Here is a 17,986-nt window from a genome sequence, read left to right on the forward strand (position 1 = left end):
GGGACATAATATATCTTGCCAAACGTGTTGCATCCTTAGTGTTTGAAAGAACCTTCCAAAAATTGTAAACGATTACACTCCAATCCTTGACAGATGCTATAAGCCGTGTAAACATGGTATTAGGCAAGGAGAAGCGGCCATGAGAAACGTCATTCTGTCAATGAAGAACATTGACAAGCGATTCGCCGGCGTCCATGCACTCAAGGGTGTTGACTTCGAGCTGTGCGAAGGCGAAATCCATGCGCTGGTTGGTGAAAACGGAGCCGGGAAATCGACTCTGATGAAAACGCTGACCGGAATATTCCCCAAAGACTCAGGAGAAATCCACTACCAAGGGAAGCTCTTCAACCCCCAGGGGCCGAAAGACGCGCTGGATGCAGGCATTGCAATCGTACACCAGGAACTGAACATGATGGAGCACCTCACCGTTGCCCAGAACCTGTTCATAGGCAGGGAGGCAACCAAGCGCAATGGCTGGCTGCTGGATGAAAAAGAACAAAACAGGCGTGCCGGTGAGCTCTTGGAGCGACTGAACATGCACATCGATCCTCATGAGAAGGTTAGTAATCTGACTGTAGGCAAGCAGCAGATGGTCGAGATAGCAAAAGCCGTCTCACACAACCTCAAAGTTCTTATTCTGGATGAACCCACAGCCGCTTTGACCGACAGGGAGATCAACGACCTGTTTACCATTATGAAAGACCTTGCCCAACAAGGCGTAGGCATGATCTACATCAGCCACCGCCTCGATGAAATCGGGGTGATTGCCGACCGGGTGACGGTTCTTCGCGACGGCGAGTATGTCGATACCAGGGAAACCAAGGTCCTGAGCAAGGAAGAGATGATCAACATGATGGTCGGACGCGTCATCTACGAAAAACCCAAGACCAAGAGCAATGTTCCACCCGACTCGCCTGTTGTTCTGAAAGTAGAGAACCTGAACGCCGGCAAGCTGGTGCAAAACATCTCCTTTGAACTGCGGAAAGGAGAAATCCTTGGTTTTGCAGGTCTCATGGGAGCAGGACGCACCGAAACCATGCGGGCTCTCTTCGGTGCAGATAGGTCCAGCGGAGAGATTTTCATCAACGGCAAGAAGACCCTTATCGAGAGTCCTCAGGATGCTGTACGTAATGGAATCGGGTATTTGTCGGAAGACCGAAAGCGCTTTGGACTGGCCATCAAGCTCTCGGTTCAGGACAATGTAGTCATGGCCTCCTACGAGGACCTTTGCCCCTCGTTTTTCATCCCCCGTACCAAGCTGAACAGCATCGCTGCCGAATACGTGGAAAAGCTGAATATAAAAACCCCTTCACTCGACCAGTTTGTCAGGAACCTCTCCGGAGGCAACCAACAGAAGGTGGTCATTGCCAAGTGGCTGATCAAGGACTGTTCGGTTCTCATATTCGACGAACCGACACGCGGCATCGACGTAGGGGCGAAGAGCGAAATCTACCATCTGATGAACGACCTGGTCAAGGAAGGCAAATCGATCATCATGATCAGCAGCGAGCTGAATGAAATTCTACGGATGAGTGACCGGATTGCAGTCATGTGTGAAGGAAAGCTCACCGGGATTCTCAATATTGAAGAGGCAACCCAGGAACGAATCATGGCCTTGGCTACCCAACGAGGATAGGAGTGAGCGTCTATGAAACTGACAGATACCACGAAAATCAGGGAGAAACGAGGAGTGAATGTGCAGAAACTGCTTGCACCCTTGGCTCTCGTCATTGTCTATGCCTTCTTTGCCGTGTTTGGAAGAAACTTCTTCTCCTACACGACTCTGGTTAATATCCTCGACTCATCCTATTACATCGGCTTCATTGCCATCGGGGTAACGTTTGTGATCATCACCGGCGGCATCGACCTCTCCTGTGGAACGGTTATGATGGCAGCCACGATCATTGGCGGCACTGCGTATAAAACGTGGGGATGGCCGATGTGGCTCTCACTGTTGCTCATACTGCTCGTATCCACCAGCTTCGGCCTTTTCAACGGCATCCTGGTAAGCCGTCTGAAGCTTCCCCCGTTCATAGCAACACTCGGGACGATGATGATCAGCCTTGGAACAGGCTCGATCGTCTCAAACGTGCGCAGCGCCACCTTCCCCGCCCGCGGAGCAGCCGACAGCTGGTTCAAAGGAATTTTCAAGTACATAGCCCCCAACAATGCAAGCTACCCCACCGGGGCCCTGGTGCTCTTCGGTACCGCCTTCATCGCCTATATCATCCTCACCAGAACAAAAATGGGCCGTTACATATTTGCCGTCGGCTCAAACAAGGAAGCTGCACGCCTCTCCGGTGTCAACGTTGCAAAATGGGAGATGATGGCCTATGTGGTCAGTGGATTTCTCGCAGGTGTGGGAGGCATCGCCTTCGCGGCAGTGTACACCACCGTCATGCCTGCCCAGGGCCAGGGCTTTGAACTCTACGCCATCGCGGGAACAGTCATCGGGGGAACAAGCCTCAGCGGCGGTGCTGGTTCTGTATTCGGCACCATGATCGGTGTCTACATCATGAGCGTGCTGCGGGCGGGACTGCCCTCCATGGACCTGCAGTCGCAGTATCAGACATTCTTCACCGGAGTCGTCGTCCTTGGGGCAGTGATGCTTGATATTTATCGCACAAAGAAGTCCACCGAGGTCCGAATTCTTTCTGCATCGGATCGGTATCGCCAAGAGATGCTGCTCAAGCTCAGTCAGTTGCAGGGAGATGAAGCTGCAGCCTTGAAAATTGAAATGAACAAAGAGTACCGCCGACTCAAACGTGAGGAGAAGGAACAGAAAGCAGCCTTGCGCAAACAAGAGAAGGAATTCCAAAGAACCTAGCTTGGAGAAAATTCGGGCTCGTATGATCCCGAAAGAAAATAGGAGGGTTATTATGAAGAGAACCTTAGTCGTTCTACTGGCTCTGGTTGTACTTGCTTCAGCGACTGTATTCGCCCAAGGTGTACAGGAAACCAAGAAGCCGTACATCGCCGTTGTCTCAAAAGGTGAACAGCACGATTTCTGGCAGCAGGTAAAACTTGGTGCCAATGCAGCTGCTGAAGCCTATGGCGTCGACATCACCTTTGAAGGTCCTCCTTCTGAAAGTGATGTTCAAATCCAGGTTGAGATGCTGAACAATGCCATGGCAAAGAATCCCGTGGCTATCGCCTTGGCCGCTCTGAATACCAGCAGTGTTCTTGACCAGCTTCAGCAGGCCAAGAACCAGAAAATCCCGGTAATCGGGTTTGACTCCGGTGTCCCCGAGGCCCCGGCTGGATCAATTTGGGCGAATGCTTCCACGAACAACTATGCAGCAGCCGGTTTGGCGGCTGAGAAGATGTTCGAGGTGATCAAGAGCAAGATTGAAGCAGCAACCGATGCAAAACCGGTAAAAATCGTGGTCATGAACCAGGACGCCTCCGGTGAGTCATTGCTCAGCCGCGGCAAGGGTTTCCGCGACACAATGATCAAGTTGATCGATGAGAAAACCGCTCTTTCCAAGAGTGATATTGCAGTCATCGGCAACACCGCCTACATTGCCGCAGACAGCCCCAGAAACGGCAAGAAAGTCATCATCGAGATGATTGTTCCTGCTTCAGCTGCCATGACCGACGCCACCAATGCCGCCCAAGCAGTGTTGAACAAGGTAAGCAGTGATAACATTGTGGGAATTTTCTGCTCCAACGAAGCAACCGTCAAGGGCCTCTTGGCCGCAACCAATGATGGTGCATCGCTCAAGACCAATGCAGCTTTCAAGAACGTCGTGGTCATCGGATATGATGCCGGCGCAGCCCAGAAGAATGCTGTTCGCAACCAGTACTTCCTCGGCTCCATCACCCAGGATCCATACCAGATCGGCTACAAGGCAGTCGAGTTGGCCTACAAGGCCTACAAGGGTGAGCCGGTTTCCGATGTCGATACCGGTGCCAAGTTCTACAATTACCAGAACATGGATGACCCTGATATCAAGGGCCTGATTTACGATTGATGCACCTTACGTTCAATCGGGGGTCTAACAAGACCCCCGATTGCTATGGAGAGCCGAACGGTGGATAACAATGTTGTACCCGTGACAATCAAGGATGTCGCACGCTTGGCTGGAGTGTCGATTGCCACGGTGTCCCGAGCCCTCAATGAAAGCGATGTGGTCAAGGACCGGACCCGCAAAGCTGTCTTGGATGCAGTAGAAAAACTTGGGTACAATCGAAACGAGGTGGCTCGCTCACTCAAGTTTCGTCAGACACGAACCATCGGCATCATCGCCCCCGAGCTCTCGAACATCTTTTTCATGGAAGTTGTCGAAGCGTTGGAGCGATGTCTCGCCCCCAAAGGCTATTCGATGATCATCACCTCCTCCTACGATTCGGTTGAGGAAGAGAAGCGGAAGCTGCAGATTCTCATCGAGCGCAACGTCGACGGCATGGTGGTCATGCCCTCGGGTTCTGAGGGAGAGCACTTTCTTTCCAAGGCCCTGACCAACATCCCATTGGTTCTTGTCGACCGCCGCATCAAGGGACTCAAGGTCGATTCGGTAGAGACCGACAACCGGTTTGGTGTGCATAAAATGATTCAAGCCCTTCACAATGAGGGCTTTTCACGCATTGGTTTCATCGGTGGGGACCCGGATATCCATACTGCCGGCGAACGGTTGCACGGATACTTGGAAGCCATGGCCAAGTACAATCTGCCTGTTGAAGACCGATTCGTTCTCCATACAGGGGCAATGACTCAGCACAATGGTCGAGAACAGCTCAGGCAGGCACTTGCCGAGCCCGATCATCCGCAAGCTTTTTTCATCGCCAACGATTCCATGCACCTCGGGGCTACCATCCATGCGGTAGAGAACCTCACCGAGCAGGAACTCAAGGGCTTGGTATTTGCGAGCTTCGATTATCTCAGCTATGCTCCCCTGCTCAAGTTCTGCCACTATGCCGTCTCCCAACAATTTGAGCAAATCGGCGAGGAAGTTGCCGACTTGCTGCTCAAGCGTCTTGGAGGCGATTGGGATGACCTCCCCCGGCATATCATGCTCAAGCCTGAGATAAAAGTCATCCAAGCCAATGGTGGAATTCCTTTTGAACACGAGGAACACAACCAAGAACAAGCAAGAGAAACTGAATTGGATTCAGGTGAACTGTGTTCGTATTTCTGACAAGAACAAGAAATATTTGCTATTGAACTAAAAGTCTCTTCACCACTTCGATGCGGATATGATTGATCGACCTCACATTTGGAGTGTGCAAGCGATTGGTCAGCAATACAACGACCATGTCACGAAGTGGATTCACATACAGGTATGTTCCCGTGAATCCGGTATGACCAAATCCATTATCAGGATACAGATCCCCAAACTGAACACCATATCCACGTCCCCCACCCCAGTCATGCAAGGTTCTCTCCAATACAACGGATGAAAAAAAGGAATTGGAGCTGGGCATGAAGGCCCTCCCCAAGGCAAGTACATCGGAAACATCGGCAAAAATTCCCGCGTGACCAGCCACTCCCCCAAAATAGTAGAAACCATTGCCATCATTACATTGTCCGCGAAGAGGAACATGCTCGCACCGCCAGTCAGAGAATTGTAATCCCAATTCTGCTACCATTCTTTTTTCGATTCGATTTCCAAACTCTGTAGCAACGCACTGTGCTGGTTGTGGATGGTAAGTGGCATTCTTCATCTTCAAGGGATTGAAGACCAGGGTGGCCATTGCTTCGTCCAATGGAAGACCGGTCACTTTACTGACCAGCATTCCCAGCAACATAAAGTTGATGTCAGAGTATACAACTCCTTGCTGCAAAGGAGTGGAAAAGAGCAAATCGTGGAGAATCACCTCAAAGGAATCACTGCGTCTTGTATAGAATGGATACCAAGCTTGCAACCCTGAAGCATGCGTCAGCAAATCAGCGACAGACACCTTATTAAGGTGTGTAGTAATGACAGGATCACACAAAAGAAAGACATCAAGCAACCGGGTTTGGTCGGAGATTACCCCGGAATCAATGAGACGCAGGATGGCAGCTGTGGTGAAAAGCTTGGATAGGGATGCAAGATCGAAGAGATGGGAGGTTAGTAATTGCTCGCCTTGCATGGCAGTTGTCCCCCATGCTCTTGAACAACAGGCTCCTTCCTGGAAAACCCCGACGACAGCTCCGCTGAAATACTGCTCGCTAATACTCTGTTCAAGCAGAGATGACAAGCTTTCTAGTTTCTCCTGACAGTTCATATCGTTTCTCGAATATTCTGCTTTACCATAATGACTTCTGTTACACCAGGAACAGCAAAATCAGCAAGCTCCCCCACCTTGCGGTATCCTTGCTTTCCATAAAATCCCTGAGCTTCCAAATTAAAATCGGAGACCAACAGAAAAAAACTCTTCCCTAGATGCTTGGTCTGTTCTTCAAACTCACGAAGCAAACGACGTCCTACCCCCATACCTTGGAATTTGGGATCCACCGCTATGAACCTAAGATAGGGAGCCACCAGAAAAGCTCCCTTCAAATGCACCCAGATAAAGCCGGCAATCCTGTCCCCCACCCAAGCAACGGACAAGAGGTTGTTCGGATCATCGGTTGCTTTGCTGAGTTTTTCAATCCACCCATAATCGGAAAACCCATATACATCCTTCAGAGATGACGAGGCCGCCAAATGTGCACAAGACTGTACATCTTGTTCTGAAAATGACTTAATCTCAACTTCCATATCACTCCTCTATGAAAGGCTTTGCTGATGCGAAAGCCTCTCCTAGTCGATCGGTTGGAACCAAAGATGATAAAGAACAAGTCGGCAGTTCGTCCTGATACGTCAAACCGGAGAAAACGTCATCAGACAACAAGGTTGGAGCATCCAAATCAATCCACTTGCATAAAGGTTCCAAAGTCAAAGCATGAGCAATGCCCAATGAAGATTCGATCATGCAACTCAGCATACTTTCGAGGCCGAGGTTTTTCGCTTCTTCAATCAGTACACGAGCAGCCTGTGGCCCTCCGCTTTTGGCTAATTTGACAACAATACCGGAAACAGCCGGTGCATAGGTTCGCAAATCCTGAATTGTTTGCACGGTTTCGTCTAATAGGATGGGAATCTCGCTTAGCTCAGAAAGTCTTTGGATCTGCCCAACCGAACCCTTGATGGGCTCCTCAATCAACTCAATATTGAATTCCTTAAGTTCCAAGATATAAGCATACGCCTGTTCGTAATTCCAACCTTGGTTTGCGTCAAGACGAATCTTCAGATCGGGGAAGTGTTCGCGGATGGTACGAATCCGCTGGATATCATCAGCGAAACCCGCCTTCAGCTTAATGGTCGAGAACCCGCACGTTTGGATGGATTCCAACATCCTCTGCATATCAGACTGATAGGCAATCGTATAGGAAGAACCACGATGTGGCGGCGTAGGCCGAGGTTGGGGAAAATAAGGCTCGAGAGCCTGCATCGCACTGGTATATGCACAGGCACTCATACTGTATGCGAATCGGTTTACCACGGATAAAGTCTCTCGATGTACAATCATTTCAGCGGTGATGCTTCTTTGCAAGTCTTCAAGAATCTGCTCTTTGCTGACTCCATAGTAGGGAACAACAGCAGCTTCGCCATAGGCTGTCTTGTCATCATGAATGATCTGAAGAAATACATTCTCCCGGTACTCGCTGCTACCGTGAGCAATATGAAATGGATGTTTCAAAGGCAATCCAAAGGGAATTGCTGTGACCTTAAGCATGCTCACCGCCTTGTATATTTTCATAGAGAAAGCATGCAACCTGATGCCCTGCTTCTGCTCCAAGCAAAGCAGGTTTTTGCTTCTCACAGATAGGCATGGCCTTGTGACACCGCTCATAGAATGGGCAGCCAGGACGCACTATACTGGGAGAAGGTACATCGCCTTTGAGAATCAAGCGCTTTCGTGTCCTTGCTGCAACAGGATCAGGAATCGGAACTGCTGAAAGCAGCGCTTTCGTGTATGGATGCATTGGATTTACATACAGTTCATGGGAAGGCGCCATCTCGACGATATTTCCCAAATACATTACTGCAACCCTATTGCAAAAATATTCAACCACTGACAGATCGTGAGCGATGAATATAAAAGTAAGATCAAATTCCTTTTGCAGGTCTTTCAGCAAATTCAGGATCTGTGATTGGATGGATACATCCAAGGCACTTACAGGTTCATCGGCGAGAATAAGCTTCGGGCCAAGCGACAGGGCCCGGGCAATTCCAATTCGTTGCCGCTGTCCACCAGAAAACTCATGAGGATATCGTTTGGCATAGGAAGCAGGCAAACCACACTTATCCAGCAAGCCCAATGCTTTCTCCTCAATTTCCTTTTCCGTCAGCGTAAGAATGGCTTTTTTTGTATAAATACGCATGGGTTCTGCAACAATATCGATGACACGCATACGAGGATCAAGAGAAGAGTAAGGATCTTGGAAAATGATTTGGAAATCCTTGCGGGCTTGTATCAGCTGCTCCGCATTCAGCGTTGCCAAATCCTTGCCTTCGAACCAAACTTGTCCGCTTGTTATGCGTTCAAGCCGTGCAAGGGCCATGATGGTCGTGGATTTACCACAACCCGACTCCCCGACAAGGCCCAAGGACTCACCTTTATATACGGAAAAAGAGATACCATCGACAGCTCGAACCGAACCTACATCCTTCTTGAAGAGCAGACCTTTCTCTATGGGAAAATGAACCTTGAGATCCTTGATTTCCAAGAGTGTTTCACGCGTTTGCATCGACTTCCTCCTTTTCTGCATACAACCAACAAGCAACCTTTCTTGGATTGGAGGATCCGATGAGTGTAAGCTCGGGAGGCAACTCGATAGCACAACGACTCATGGCCTTATCACAGCGTTCCTTGAAGGGACAACCTTGGGGAAGGTGAAGCAAATCGGGTGGAGAGCCCTTGATGGAGTGCAACCTTTCAGCACCGGTCCGATCCAATCGAGGAATAGAGTCAAGCAAGCCCTGTGTGTATGGATGCTTGGGCGATTGAAACAAATCGAATACATCAGCACGCTCTACAATACGACCAGCATACATCACACAGACTTGGTCGCACATCTCTGCAATGACCCCCAAATCATGGGTAATCATGATTACTGCCGTCTGTTGATCATCTCGCCTGGTACGGATGAGATCGAGAATCTGTGCCTGGATTGTCACATCCAAAGCGGTAGTCGGCTCGTCGGCAATGAGAATATCCGGATTGCAGGACAAGGCCATGGCAATCATGACACGCTGGCGCATTCCTCCCGAAAATTGATGCGGATAACACTCCGCCCGCATTTGGGGATCTGGAATACCAATAATCCGCAACAACTCTATTGCTTGCTTCTTTGCTTCCTTTTTCTTCATCCCCTGGTGAAGCATCAAAGCCTCGGCAATTTGCTTCCAGATTTTTATCACCGGATTGAGGGAAGTCAAAGGATCCTGAAAAATCATGGAAATATGTTTGCCTCGAATACCCAGCATCTCTTGCTCCGTAGCATCCAGCAAATCTTTGCCATGAAATAGCACCTTTCCACCGGTAATACGTCCTGGCGGGTATTCGATCAAGCGGAGAATGGAGAGATTGGTGACGGATTTTCCAGAACCCGACTCTCCCACGATTCCCAGAGTCTGACCTCGTCCAACATCGAAGGAGACCTTGTTCACGGCATTGACAATGCCTCGCTCGGTCTTGAACTCCGTCATCAACGCTTGCACCTGCAAAATTGGGGATTCTTTCATTCTCACATTCCTCATCGAACATTACGGAGCCGTGGATCAAGAATATCTCTCAATCCATCTCCTAACAGGTTGAATCCGAGCACCAACAAAACAATAGCCAGTCCGGGATATACCGCAGTCCAAGGTGCAAACATCATGACCTTGCGTGCACTACTGAGCATATTCCCCCAAGAGGGATTAGGAGGCTGAACCCCCAATCCCAGGAAGCTCAATGCGGACTCAAGCAATATGGCAGTAGAGAGTGACAGCGATATCTGTACGATGAGCGGAGCGGTAATATTGGGCAGCAGATGATGAATGAGGATATAGGTTCTTCCAGCCCCATTTGATTTGGCGGCCCTGATGAACTCATTCCCTTTCAACGCAATGATTGAACCTCGACTGATTCTTGCAAATTGAGGAATATAGACTATACCGATTGCAAGCACTACGTTGTACGTATGCTCACCCAAAATTGCCATAATGAAAATTGCAAGCAACAAAGATGGAAAAGAGAAGAGGATATCTGCAATCCTCATAATGATATTATCCGCTTTTCCACCGAGATAGCCTGCCCACACCCCCATGAAAATACCAATCAGAGCTCCTAAAGCAGTTGCACTGACACTGATGATGAAGGAAACCGAGGTTCCTTTCATGATACGCGATAGAATATCTCGACCAAATTCATCAGTCCCAAACAAGTGTCCTGTAACGAACGAAGGTGGCTGTAAAATCTGCTCTGCGTCCATATTCAGGGGATCGAACGGCAGCCAGAATAATGAGACAACGCTTATAAGCAGATAGAGCACTATCAGCACGAGTCCAGCAACAGCGATTTTATTACGCAACAATCGTGGAGTCTTCATACCATCACCTCTTCTCATCGACCAGACGGATTCTGGGGTCTGCCAATGCATACACCAGATCGGTAATCAAGTTGACCAACACAAAGAGGGTTGCTATCACAAGCACGATTGCCTGGATGACAGGGTAATCACGTTGGTTGATGGCATAGAGGGCAAGCCGTCCCATACCGGGCAATGCAAACACTTCCTCGATTACTATCGATCCTCCGAGCAGGTAACCTGCATTGAATCCCGTTACCGTAATAACAGGGAGGATTGCATTCTTCAAAGCATGAACAATGATAACCTTGCGGTATGGAAGCCCCTTTGCTCTTGCTGTCCTTACATAGTCCATCTGCAATACCTCAAGCATGCTGTTTCTGGTATACCGCATGACCACGGCTGCAAATCCAAACCCAATGGCAAGGGAAGGGAGGAAGAACATTTTCAAATTCTTGAGAGGATTCTCCAATAAGCTGACATAATTGCCCATCGGTATCCAGCCTTGAGAATTTGAAAATGCTATTACCATTAATGCAGCAAGCCAGAATTGCGGCAAGGAAAGGCCGATAAGCCCGACAACCCTATTGAAAAAATCCCCAAAAGTGTTTTGACGCAAGGAAGAAAGCACTCCCAACGGGATTCCGATGAGAAGAGCCAGAATAAGCGAATACAAAGTCAGCTCGAGACTGATGGGAAGCCGATTGAGAATATCAGGCAATACAGGCCGGCCGGTTCTCAGGGAATATCCGAAATCTCCTTTCAGCAAATCCCCTACCCACTCAATATACAAGACTGGAATTGGTTTATCTTCTCCGAACAATCGCTTGAGCTCTTCCATTTGCTCGGGGGTTGCCTCAACTTGTGTTCCCATATACATTTGCAATGCAGAACCAGGAATCATTCGAACCAGGAAGAAGACAATCAAGGAAACCCCGATAAGGACAGGTACAAGAGAGAGCAGTCTTTTTATAATGTATTTTCCCACGAAACACCTCAGTACAATAAAGTGGAGAGACTCCTCCCCGGAGGGAGGAGTACAGTAGCAATTGTTACTTGATTACCTGGGCATGGGTCACATAGTAGAGACTGCCATTACCGATTTGCTTGAAACCTTCGACATACGGACTGGTAACCTGGTTCTCGTTCGGACTATAGAGAAATACCAGCGGAGCTTTTTCGCTCAACACCACCTGCACCTTGTCGTATGTGGCTTTTCTTTGGGCTGGATCGGTTTGTTCCCTACCCAACTCAAGCAGCGCATCGGTTTCTGCGTCCTTGAACATGAAATTGTTGACACCACCGGTGCTGTGCAGCGATCTATACAGGAATCGGTCAGGCTCACTGCTTCCACCACGCAGTTCAACCATGGTGGCAAAGTCACGCTTCGCCCAACGATCGATGTAATTGCCCCATTCCACAACGTCCAGATTTGCGGTAAGCCCGATGTTCTTCAGCTGATTCTGAATCACCTGTGCCACAGCCAACCCCCCTTCATAGGTTGAGGAACACACGATATCGAAGGCAAATCCATTAGGATATCCCGCATCAGCCAGCAATTGTTTTGCTTTTGCATAGTCGGTCTTTCCAAGAGGGAGTTGGTCAGGAGGAATCGCCCATACCTTGGCGGAGATGGGAATCGGACCCGTTGTAGCACCCATACCATATTCGGCCATGGTCAAGATTTCAGATCGATTGAGTGCAAGAGCGACAGCCTGACGAACGCGGATATCATCAAAGGGCTTCTTCTGGTTGTTGAAACTGAAAACACGAACGTTCATGCCCGGCTTGCTCATGACAACTACGTTCTTGTCTGCCTTAGCTTGTCGAATGGTTGCCCCATCATTAATGGTAGCTAAATCCAAGTTCCCGGAGCGAACACCCGCATACAGGGAAGCTTCTTCAGGGATAACCCGGAATATTACCTGGTCGCTCTTGGGCAATCCTGCTTCAAAGTAGTTGGGGTTTTTTACCAGCGTCATAGAGTTGTCCACCACCCATTCTTTGAGCATATACGGCCCGGTGCCGACTGCAACACGCTGAAGATTTCCATGCTCCTGCACCGCTTCACGAGGTACGATGGAAATATTGTTTGAAGTAAGTGCATCCAGGAGGGACGCAAGAGGTGAGGAAAGTGTCAACTTGACAGTGTATGCATCCACAACCTCAATCTTGGAGATGGTGGAGATGTAAGAACGTCCGGGAGAAGCTGTAGCCGGATCGAGGACTCGCTCGAGTGAATACTTTACATCGTCGGCAGTCATTTCCCTTCCGTTATGGAATTTGACTCCCTTTCTCAAGTGGAAAATGTAGGTCAGATTGTTGGGAATCTCCCATGACTCTGCCAAGTCAGGTACCACCTGCATGTTTTCATCGAGACGTACCAAACGATTGTACAGCAAATCCAAACGACGCATCGAGGAGAATGCCGTTACGATATGTGGGTCCAAGCCTACTGCTTCCTGACTCACCCCGATTGTCAAGGTCTGAGACTTCTGGGCAGCTGGAGCCTGTTCGGCTACACCGGCAGCAAAAGCAGAAGAGACTGCGACCAGGACTACCAGTACAGTGCACAATACGAACAGATTGCGTTTCTTCATCGTTAACTCCTATGAAATGATACTCATCTGACATACATCAGAGCTGTTGCATGGTAATTGTACCCAGCACTACGGGCTCTTTAGCACCGGTTACTGCAGGCAGGTTCGAAGGCCGACCAAGTAAGGACTCGTGACCCATTAAAGCAAAAGCCATGGCTTCACGAGCTTGGTCGGGAATGCCAAAATCATCTGATACAGCAACCTCGACACCTTCACCTAAGTAGCGTCGAATCATAGAGAGTAGCGTCTTGTTGCGTGCTCCACCACCACTGACAATTACAGTATGCAGGGCTGTAACAGGTAAAACGAAATCCTTATATGATTGGACGATTGAACGAGCAGTAAATGCCGTGGCTGTTGCTACAGTATCCTCGAAAGAGAGCTGTAAAGCTGCCGCCTTCTGAAGCAATTGTCTGGTGAATTCTTGTCCATATACTTCACGCCCTGTACTTTTTGGGGGACATTTTGCAAAATAGGAATCTTCAAGTAAGGTAGCAAGTAATGTTTCACACACCCTACCTGAGGCTGCAATCGCCCCTCCTTCATCAAATTGCTTTTGCTGCTTTGTATGCAAGGCTACAAGCTGGTCAATAATCATATTGCCAGGACCGGTATCAAATGCAAAAACATCTTCGGGTCTTCCTCCGAGTGGAAGCACCGTAACATTACCGATACCTCCGATATTTTGCACAGCCACACCTTTGCCCTTCTGATGGAACAATAGATAGTCGATATAGGGAGCCAACGGAGCCCCTTGGCCTCCTGCGGCCATATCAGCAGAACGAAAGTCAGAAATTACGGGCAGCCGGGTAAGGGATGCTACATATTGAGGGTTCCCGAGTTGCAACGTGCCAGTCACTTCCAAAACTCCTGACGGTCCCGGAAAAGATTGGGGGTTCGGTGCATGCCAAACCGTCTGCCCATGCATGCACACAGCATCGACAGCCGTTCGGCTTATGTTGCTGTGTTTGATAAGCATATTGACTGCTTCTGCATTCCAGTAGGCGATACCGCTATGAGCCAACGTTATATCGTTGATATCTGAAGTTCCGGGCACACATAACCTGCTCACGAGTTCTTTCATTTCCTTGGTATAGGGAATGGATACTTGATCTTCCAGAGTAATCCGGGTAGTAGTACCGTTCTCATCGGTCTCGATACAGACCAGCACTGCATCCACACCATCCAAAGATGTTCCTGACATAAGTCCTATAAGCTTGTGGTTCAAACGACTGCGATACGACTGAAGAAAATCCATCTGATTCATATGCCTATCCCCATCACGGATAGTATATGGCACAATATTTCAAAACGCAAATGTTTTTAAAATAATATTTCTTTACATCATCGGTCTGAAATGGTACAGTAAAACCATAACAAAATTATTCAATATCCACCTGAAGGGGATTTCACACAATGGATATACCGATCACACAAGAAGAATTAGGTCAGCTAACCACCGAACAGTGCAACCACAATTCCTCAAATATAGATGAACTCTCCGTGTTTCGTATCCTTCAAATCATGAATAATGAGGATAAAACAGTTCCGTATGCAGTGGAAAAGCAACTACATGTCATTGAAGCATTGGTAAATGATATTGTTGAATCTTTTAAAAATGGGGGAAAGTTGGTCTACATCGGAGCAGGGACTTCAGGCAGGTTGGGAGTTCTTGATGCCTCGGAATGTCCCCCTACCTTTGGCGTCCCAATGACAATGGTTCAGGGAATCATTGCCGGAGGAAGGGATGCCTTGACTCGTTCCATCGAGAATGCCGAAGATGATAGGCAGGCAGGAGTGAGCGCACTTGAAGCCATCAAGTTCACCTCCGACGATGTACTGGTTGGCATCACAGCTTCAGGGCAGGCTCCTTTTGTAATAGGTGCAATGGAATATGCAAAAAGCCTTGGAGCTGTGGTTGGAGCTATCAGTTGCAACAAGGATTCAAAAACTTTCTCTGCAGCCGACCATGCAGTATTTCTGGATGTCGGACCTGAAATCATCACAGGTTCCACCCGACTCAAAGCAGGTACGGCCCAAAAGTTGGTCTTAAATATGCTTACAACGGCAAGTATGATACGACTGGGAAAAGTATATCACAATCTGATGGTTGACTTGACTCCGGTGAACCAGAAACTGGTGGAACGCTCCAAGAGACTCATCAAGCAAGCCACTGGCTGTACGGAAGCAGAGGCTGTACAAGCTTTTTATGAATCAGGGAAAAAACCGAAGGTTGCGATTCTGATGATTCTTCTTGGTGTTGATGCTGAAACAGCACTGGCTTTGGAAAAACAATCAAGCGGACCAATTTCAGAGATGATTCGCTTGTATCAGGGAAAACATTCCCAGTAAAATTATTCAGAGAAGGAAACCTAAATGCAGGAGAAAGTTCGGATCGAGGGCGCTCTATTTGAAATCAATGCACACTATGACAGTCTCAGTGATTCAGAGAAGAAGGTTGCTTCGTACGTGCTTCGAGAACCAAAAAAAACCTTACACTTCAATGTTCGAGAACTTTCCAAGCAAAGTGGGTCCAGCCAAGCAGCAGTTATTCGTTTTTGCAAACATCTCAATTTCTCCAGTTTCAGCAACTTCAAGATCAGGCTCGCACGTGATGTGTTTGACAACTATGATGAACGGTATGTCCCTGATTTGGAGCTTGAGTCCGAAACAGCTCCAGCAGCAGTAATTCACTCGGTCATTCAGCGGCTTCAACAATCATTCACAGCGCTTGAAAGAACACTTGATGGAGATTCCTTGGAACAAGCGGTGAATGCCATTTTGTCAGCCCGGTCTACTGCCTTGTTCGGCGTTGGAGCTTCCGGAGTCGTTGCCTTTGACTTTATGCAGAAACTCGTCCGGCTCGGACTGCCTGTTTTCTATACACATGATACCGATCTGCAGCTGACTGCAGCATCTACACTCAAGCAGCAGGATTGTGCATTCATTATCTCATATTCAGGAGAAAATGACTCTATGAAAGCTGCGGCAGAGCAACTACGAAAGAATAAAGTACCCATCATTTCACTCACAATGGATAGTGACAATACCATCCGCCGGCTCTCCAGCATTCATATTTCAGTTCCTGCCTCTGAACGAATTTACCGCCAGGGCGCAAGTACATCGCGTATCAATCAATTAGCAGTCATCGACATGCTCTATTCCTTGATGGTTTCCAAAAATCTTGATGCTTCCATTGAAGCCATTGAACAAACGATGGCTGCCACCCATCGGCATACGCATTAGCAACATCCTCATCAGGATAGGATTCAGGAGGAGTTTGCCATGGCACCACATCGAATCTATGCAATGAGCTTTTCATCTGTCTATCCGCTCTATATCCAGAAAGCAGAAAAGAAAGGGCGGACCAAGGATGATGTGGATACCATCATCTGTTGGTTGACCGGCTATACCCGGGATCAGCTGGACGAGCACGTGAAGAACGAGACAACTATCGAAACATTCATCAGGCAAAGCCCGTCTCCCAACCCTGCGAGAAGCAAGATCACCGGTTCGGTCTGCGGGGTGCGCCTTGATCAGATCGAAGACCCGATCATGAAAGAGATCCGCTACTTGGACAAGCTCATCGACGAGCTTGCCAAGGGGAAGGCAATGGAGAAGATCCTACGTGCGTAGAATCTTCTCCCCTCCAGCATGCTTATTACTCCAGCTCTCGGAGTGAGGGCAACAGGAAAGCCAATAAAGCTACCAGCAACAGCAACACTCCCGACACAAAAAACCAACGGCTTACTCCGATTCCATCGGCAAGCAAGCCACTGAGCATAAGCCCAAGCGGCATTGCAAAGCCTTGTACGCTGCCGATGAGGGAGAATACCCGACCCAGGACTTGCGGCTGGATTTTCTCCTGGATCAACGCAGTCTGCACCCCGGCATAGAAAGGAGCTGCAAAACCCATAACCAAGCAACTGGCTGCGAATACCAAAAACCCGCTTGGAGGCAGCAAGCCGGAGACTACGAGAACAAGGCCCATGACAGCGATGGACGCGGCGATCAGAAGATTTCGCTTGCCCAACGTTCCCAGAAGTCCCAATACCAAGCCTCCTGCAAGCATGCCCAAAGCAAAGGTGACCTCAATAAGGGAAACATGGAATGCAGTCCCCCCAAAGTGCTCCATGCTCATCAGCGGAAACAACGCGTTGATGGGCATGTAGATAAACGTGAAGAGGAAGCCGATCCAAAGCAGGGTGAAGAGACCTTTGTTAGCCTGCAGGGCTGCAAAACCTTCCTTCATCTCCCTAATGAAGTGAAGTTCGGTCGTTTCATGCGGCCCTTGCAGCTTCGGAATACTCACCAAAGCCACAGTGATGCTTGCAACCACAGCCCCGGCGATGTCCAAGGCGATGACGGCTGTCAGATCCCAGACCATATACAGGAATGCTGCAAGTGCCGGACTGAGCAACAGGCTGACCGATTGGATCGCCTGGCTGTACCCTGCACACTTGGCAAGCATGTCTTGGGGCACCAGAAGAGGTGTCACCGCCGAAAGTGTCGGGGTATGAAATGCCGTCCCCACACTCCGTACAAAAAGAGTTGCCATCACCAGCCATACCGGCAGCGCCCCCGAGAGTGCCACAAAGGCGAGAATAGCGGCAGCAAGAGCAATAACCAAATCTGAGAGAATCATGATGTGTTTGCGGTTGCATCGATCGACCAGCACGCCGATGAAGGGCCCCAATACGGCATAGGGCAGAAAACCGACCAAGGAGGCAAGCGACAGGACTAAAGCTGAGCCTGTAGTCTCGGTAAGGTAGAGAATGATTGCCATCTGCAGGATGGCACTGGTAATAAGTGAGACAGCCTGACCTGCCCAGATAGTGAAGAA

General features: G+C 48.9%; 17 protein-coding genes. 7 read left to right on the forward strand and 10 right to left on the reverse strand.

Features of this window, described 5'->3' with window-relative positions; genetic code table 11:
- The first annotated feature begins 139 nt into the window (after window positions 1-139).
- The 4 genes from B3F49_RS00365 to B3F49_RS00380 are packed head-to-tail and all read left to right on the forward strand — an operon-like array spanning window position 140 to window position 5,138.
- A complete protein-coding gene (locus tag B3F49_RS00365) occupies window positions 140-1,636 on the forward strand; it encodes a sugar ABC transporter ATP-binding protein (RefSeq protein WP_293892816.1) in 1,497 nt (498 codons plus the stop codon).
- A gap of 12 nt (window positions 1,637-1,648) precedes the next feature.
- Window positions 1,649-2,827 (forward strand): ABC transporter permease, encoded by a 1,179-nt coding sequence (locus tag B3F49_RS00370; RefSeq protein WP_293892813.1) that lies wholly within the window; start codon window positions 1,649-1,651, stop codon window positions 2,825-2,827.
- Window positions 2,828-2,879: 52 nt separating this feature from the next.
- Window positions 2,880-3,974, forward strand: a complete 1,095-nt coding sequence (locus B3F49_RS00375; RefSeq protein ID WP_293892810.1) for an ABC transporter substrate-binding protein — start codon at window positions 2,880-2,882, stop codon at window positions 3,972-3,974.
- Window positions 3,975-4,034: 60 nt separating this feature from the next.
- Window positions 4,035-5,138, forward strand: a complete 1,104-nt coding sequence (locus tag B3F49_RS00380; protein ID WP_293908487.1) for a LacI family DNA-binding transcriptional regulator — start codon at window positions 4,035-4,037, stop codon at window positions 5,136-5,138.
- Between the two features lie 19 nt (window positions 5,139-5,157).
- On the opposite strand, the gene B3F49_RS00385 is transcribed toward B3F49_RS00380, so the two are convergent.
- The 9 genes from B3F49_RS00385 to B3F49_RS00425 all read right to left on the reverse strand — a co-directional run bounded on the left by B3F49_RS00385 (window position 5,158) and on the right by B3F49_RS00425 (window position 14,410).
- Window positions 5,158-6,210, reverse strand: coding sequence for a serine hydrolase domain-containing protein (locus B3F49_RS00385; RefSeq protein WP_293892804.1), 1,053 nt, complete (start codon window positions 6,208-6,210; stop codon window positions 5,158-5,160).
- Window positions 6,207-6,686: a GNAT family N-acetyltransferase gene (locus B3F49_RS00390; protein ID WP_293892801.1), complete on the reverse strand. Its 480-nt coding sequence runs from the start codon at window positions 6,684-6,686 to the stop codon at window positions 6,207-6,209. Before B3F49_RS00390 ends, B3F49_RS00385 begins: the two co-directional genes overlap by 4 nt.
- Before the next feature lies 1 nt (window position 6,687).
- Window positions 6,688-7,728: an enolase C-terminal domain-like protein gene (locus B3F49_RS00395; protein ID WP_293908488.1), complete on the reverse strand. Its 1,041-nt coding sequence runs from the start codon at window positions 7,726-7,728 to the stop codon at window positions 6,688-6,690.
- The gene (locus B3F49_RS00400; RefSeq protein ID WP_293892795.1) at window positions 7,697-8,719 is read right to left on the reverse strand and encodes an ABC transporter ATP-binding protein; all 1,023 of its coding nucleotides are present in this window, start codon (window positions 8,717-8,719) and stop codon (window positions 7,697-7,699) included. Before B3F49_RS00400 ends, B3F49_RS00395 begins: the two co-directional genes overlap by 32 nt.
- Window positions 8,706-9,716 carry an ABC transporter ATP-binding protein gene (locus B3F49_RS00405; protein WP_293892792.1) on the reverse strand — a complete coding sequence of 337 codons (1,011 nt, stop codon included), beginning with the start codon at window positions 9,714-9,716 and terminating at the stop codon, window positions 8,706-8,708. Before B3F49_RS00405 ends, B3F49_RS00400 begins: the two co-directional genes overlap by 14 nt.
- An 11-nt stretch (window positions 9,717-9,727) precedes the next feature.
- Window positions 9,728-10,564, reverse strand: coding sequence for an ABC transporter permease (locus B3F49_RS00410; RefSeq protein WP_293892788.1), 837 nt, complete (start codon window positions 10,562-10,564; stop codon window positions 9,728-9,730).
- Window positions 10,565-10,568: 4 nt separating this feature from the next.
- Complete coding sequence (locus B3F49_RS00415; protein WP_293892785.1) at window positions 10,569-11,531, reverse strand: ABC transporter permease; 963 nt, start codon at window positions 11,529-11,531, stop codon at window positions 10,569-10,571.
- A gap of 64 nt (window positions 11,532-11,595) precedes the next feature.
- The gene (locus tag B3F49_RS00420) at window positions 11,596-13,143 is read right to left on the reverse strand and encodes an ABC transporter substrate-binding protein (protein ID WP_293892782.1); all 1,548 of its coding nucleotides are present in this window, start codon (window positions 13,141-13,143) and stop codon (window positions 11,596-11,598) included.
- A 37-nt stretch (window positions 13,144-13,180) separates the two neighbouring features.
- Window positions 13,181-14,410, reverse strand: coding sequence for an anhydro-N-acetylmuramic acid kinase (locus B3F49_RS00425; RefSeq protein WP_293908489.1), 1,230 nt, complete (start codon window positions 14,408-14,410; stop codon window positions 13,181-13,183).
- A gap of 149 nt (window positions 14,411-14,559) precedes the next feature.
- Between B3F49_RS00425 and murQ the strand changes: the two genes are divergently transcribed.
- The 3 genes from murQ to B3F49_RS00440 are packed head-to-tail and all read left to right on the forward strand — an operon-like array spanning window position 14,560 to window position 16,779.
- Complete coding sequence (gene murQ / locus B3F49_RS00430; protein ID WP_293892776.1) at window positions 14,560-15,495, forward strand: N-acetylmuramic acid 6-phosphate etherase; 936 nt, start codon at window positions 14,560-14,562, stop codon at window positions 15,493-15,495.
- 24 nt (window positions 15,496-15,519) lie between these two features.
- On the forward strand, window positions 15,520-16,389 hold the full coding sequence (locus tag B3F49_RS00435) for a MurR/RpiR family transcriptional regulator (protein WP_293908490.1): 870 nt from the start codon (window positions 15,520-15,522) through the stop codon (window positions 16,387-16,389).
- 39 nt (window positions 16,390-16,428) lie between these two features.
- Entirely contained in the window at window positions 16,429-16,779 is a 351-nt protein-coding gene (locus B3F49_RS00440) for a DUF2200 domain-containing protein (RefSeq protein ID WP_293892770.1), read from the forward strand.
- Between the two features lie 25 nt (window positions 16,780-16,804).
- Here the strand turns inward: B3F49_RS00440 and B3F49_RS00445 are convergent.
- Window positions 16,805-17,986 (reverse strand): MFS transporter (locus tag B3F49_RS00445; RefSeq protein WP_293908491.1); only part of this gene is annotated, 1,182 nt, incomplete at its 5' end.

Source organism: Sphaerochaeta sp. UBA5836, from assembly GCF_002432845.1.
Taxonomy (GTDB): domain Bacteria; phylum Spirochaetota; class Spirochaetia; order Sphaerochaetales; family Sphaerochaetaceae; genus Sphaerochaeta.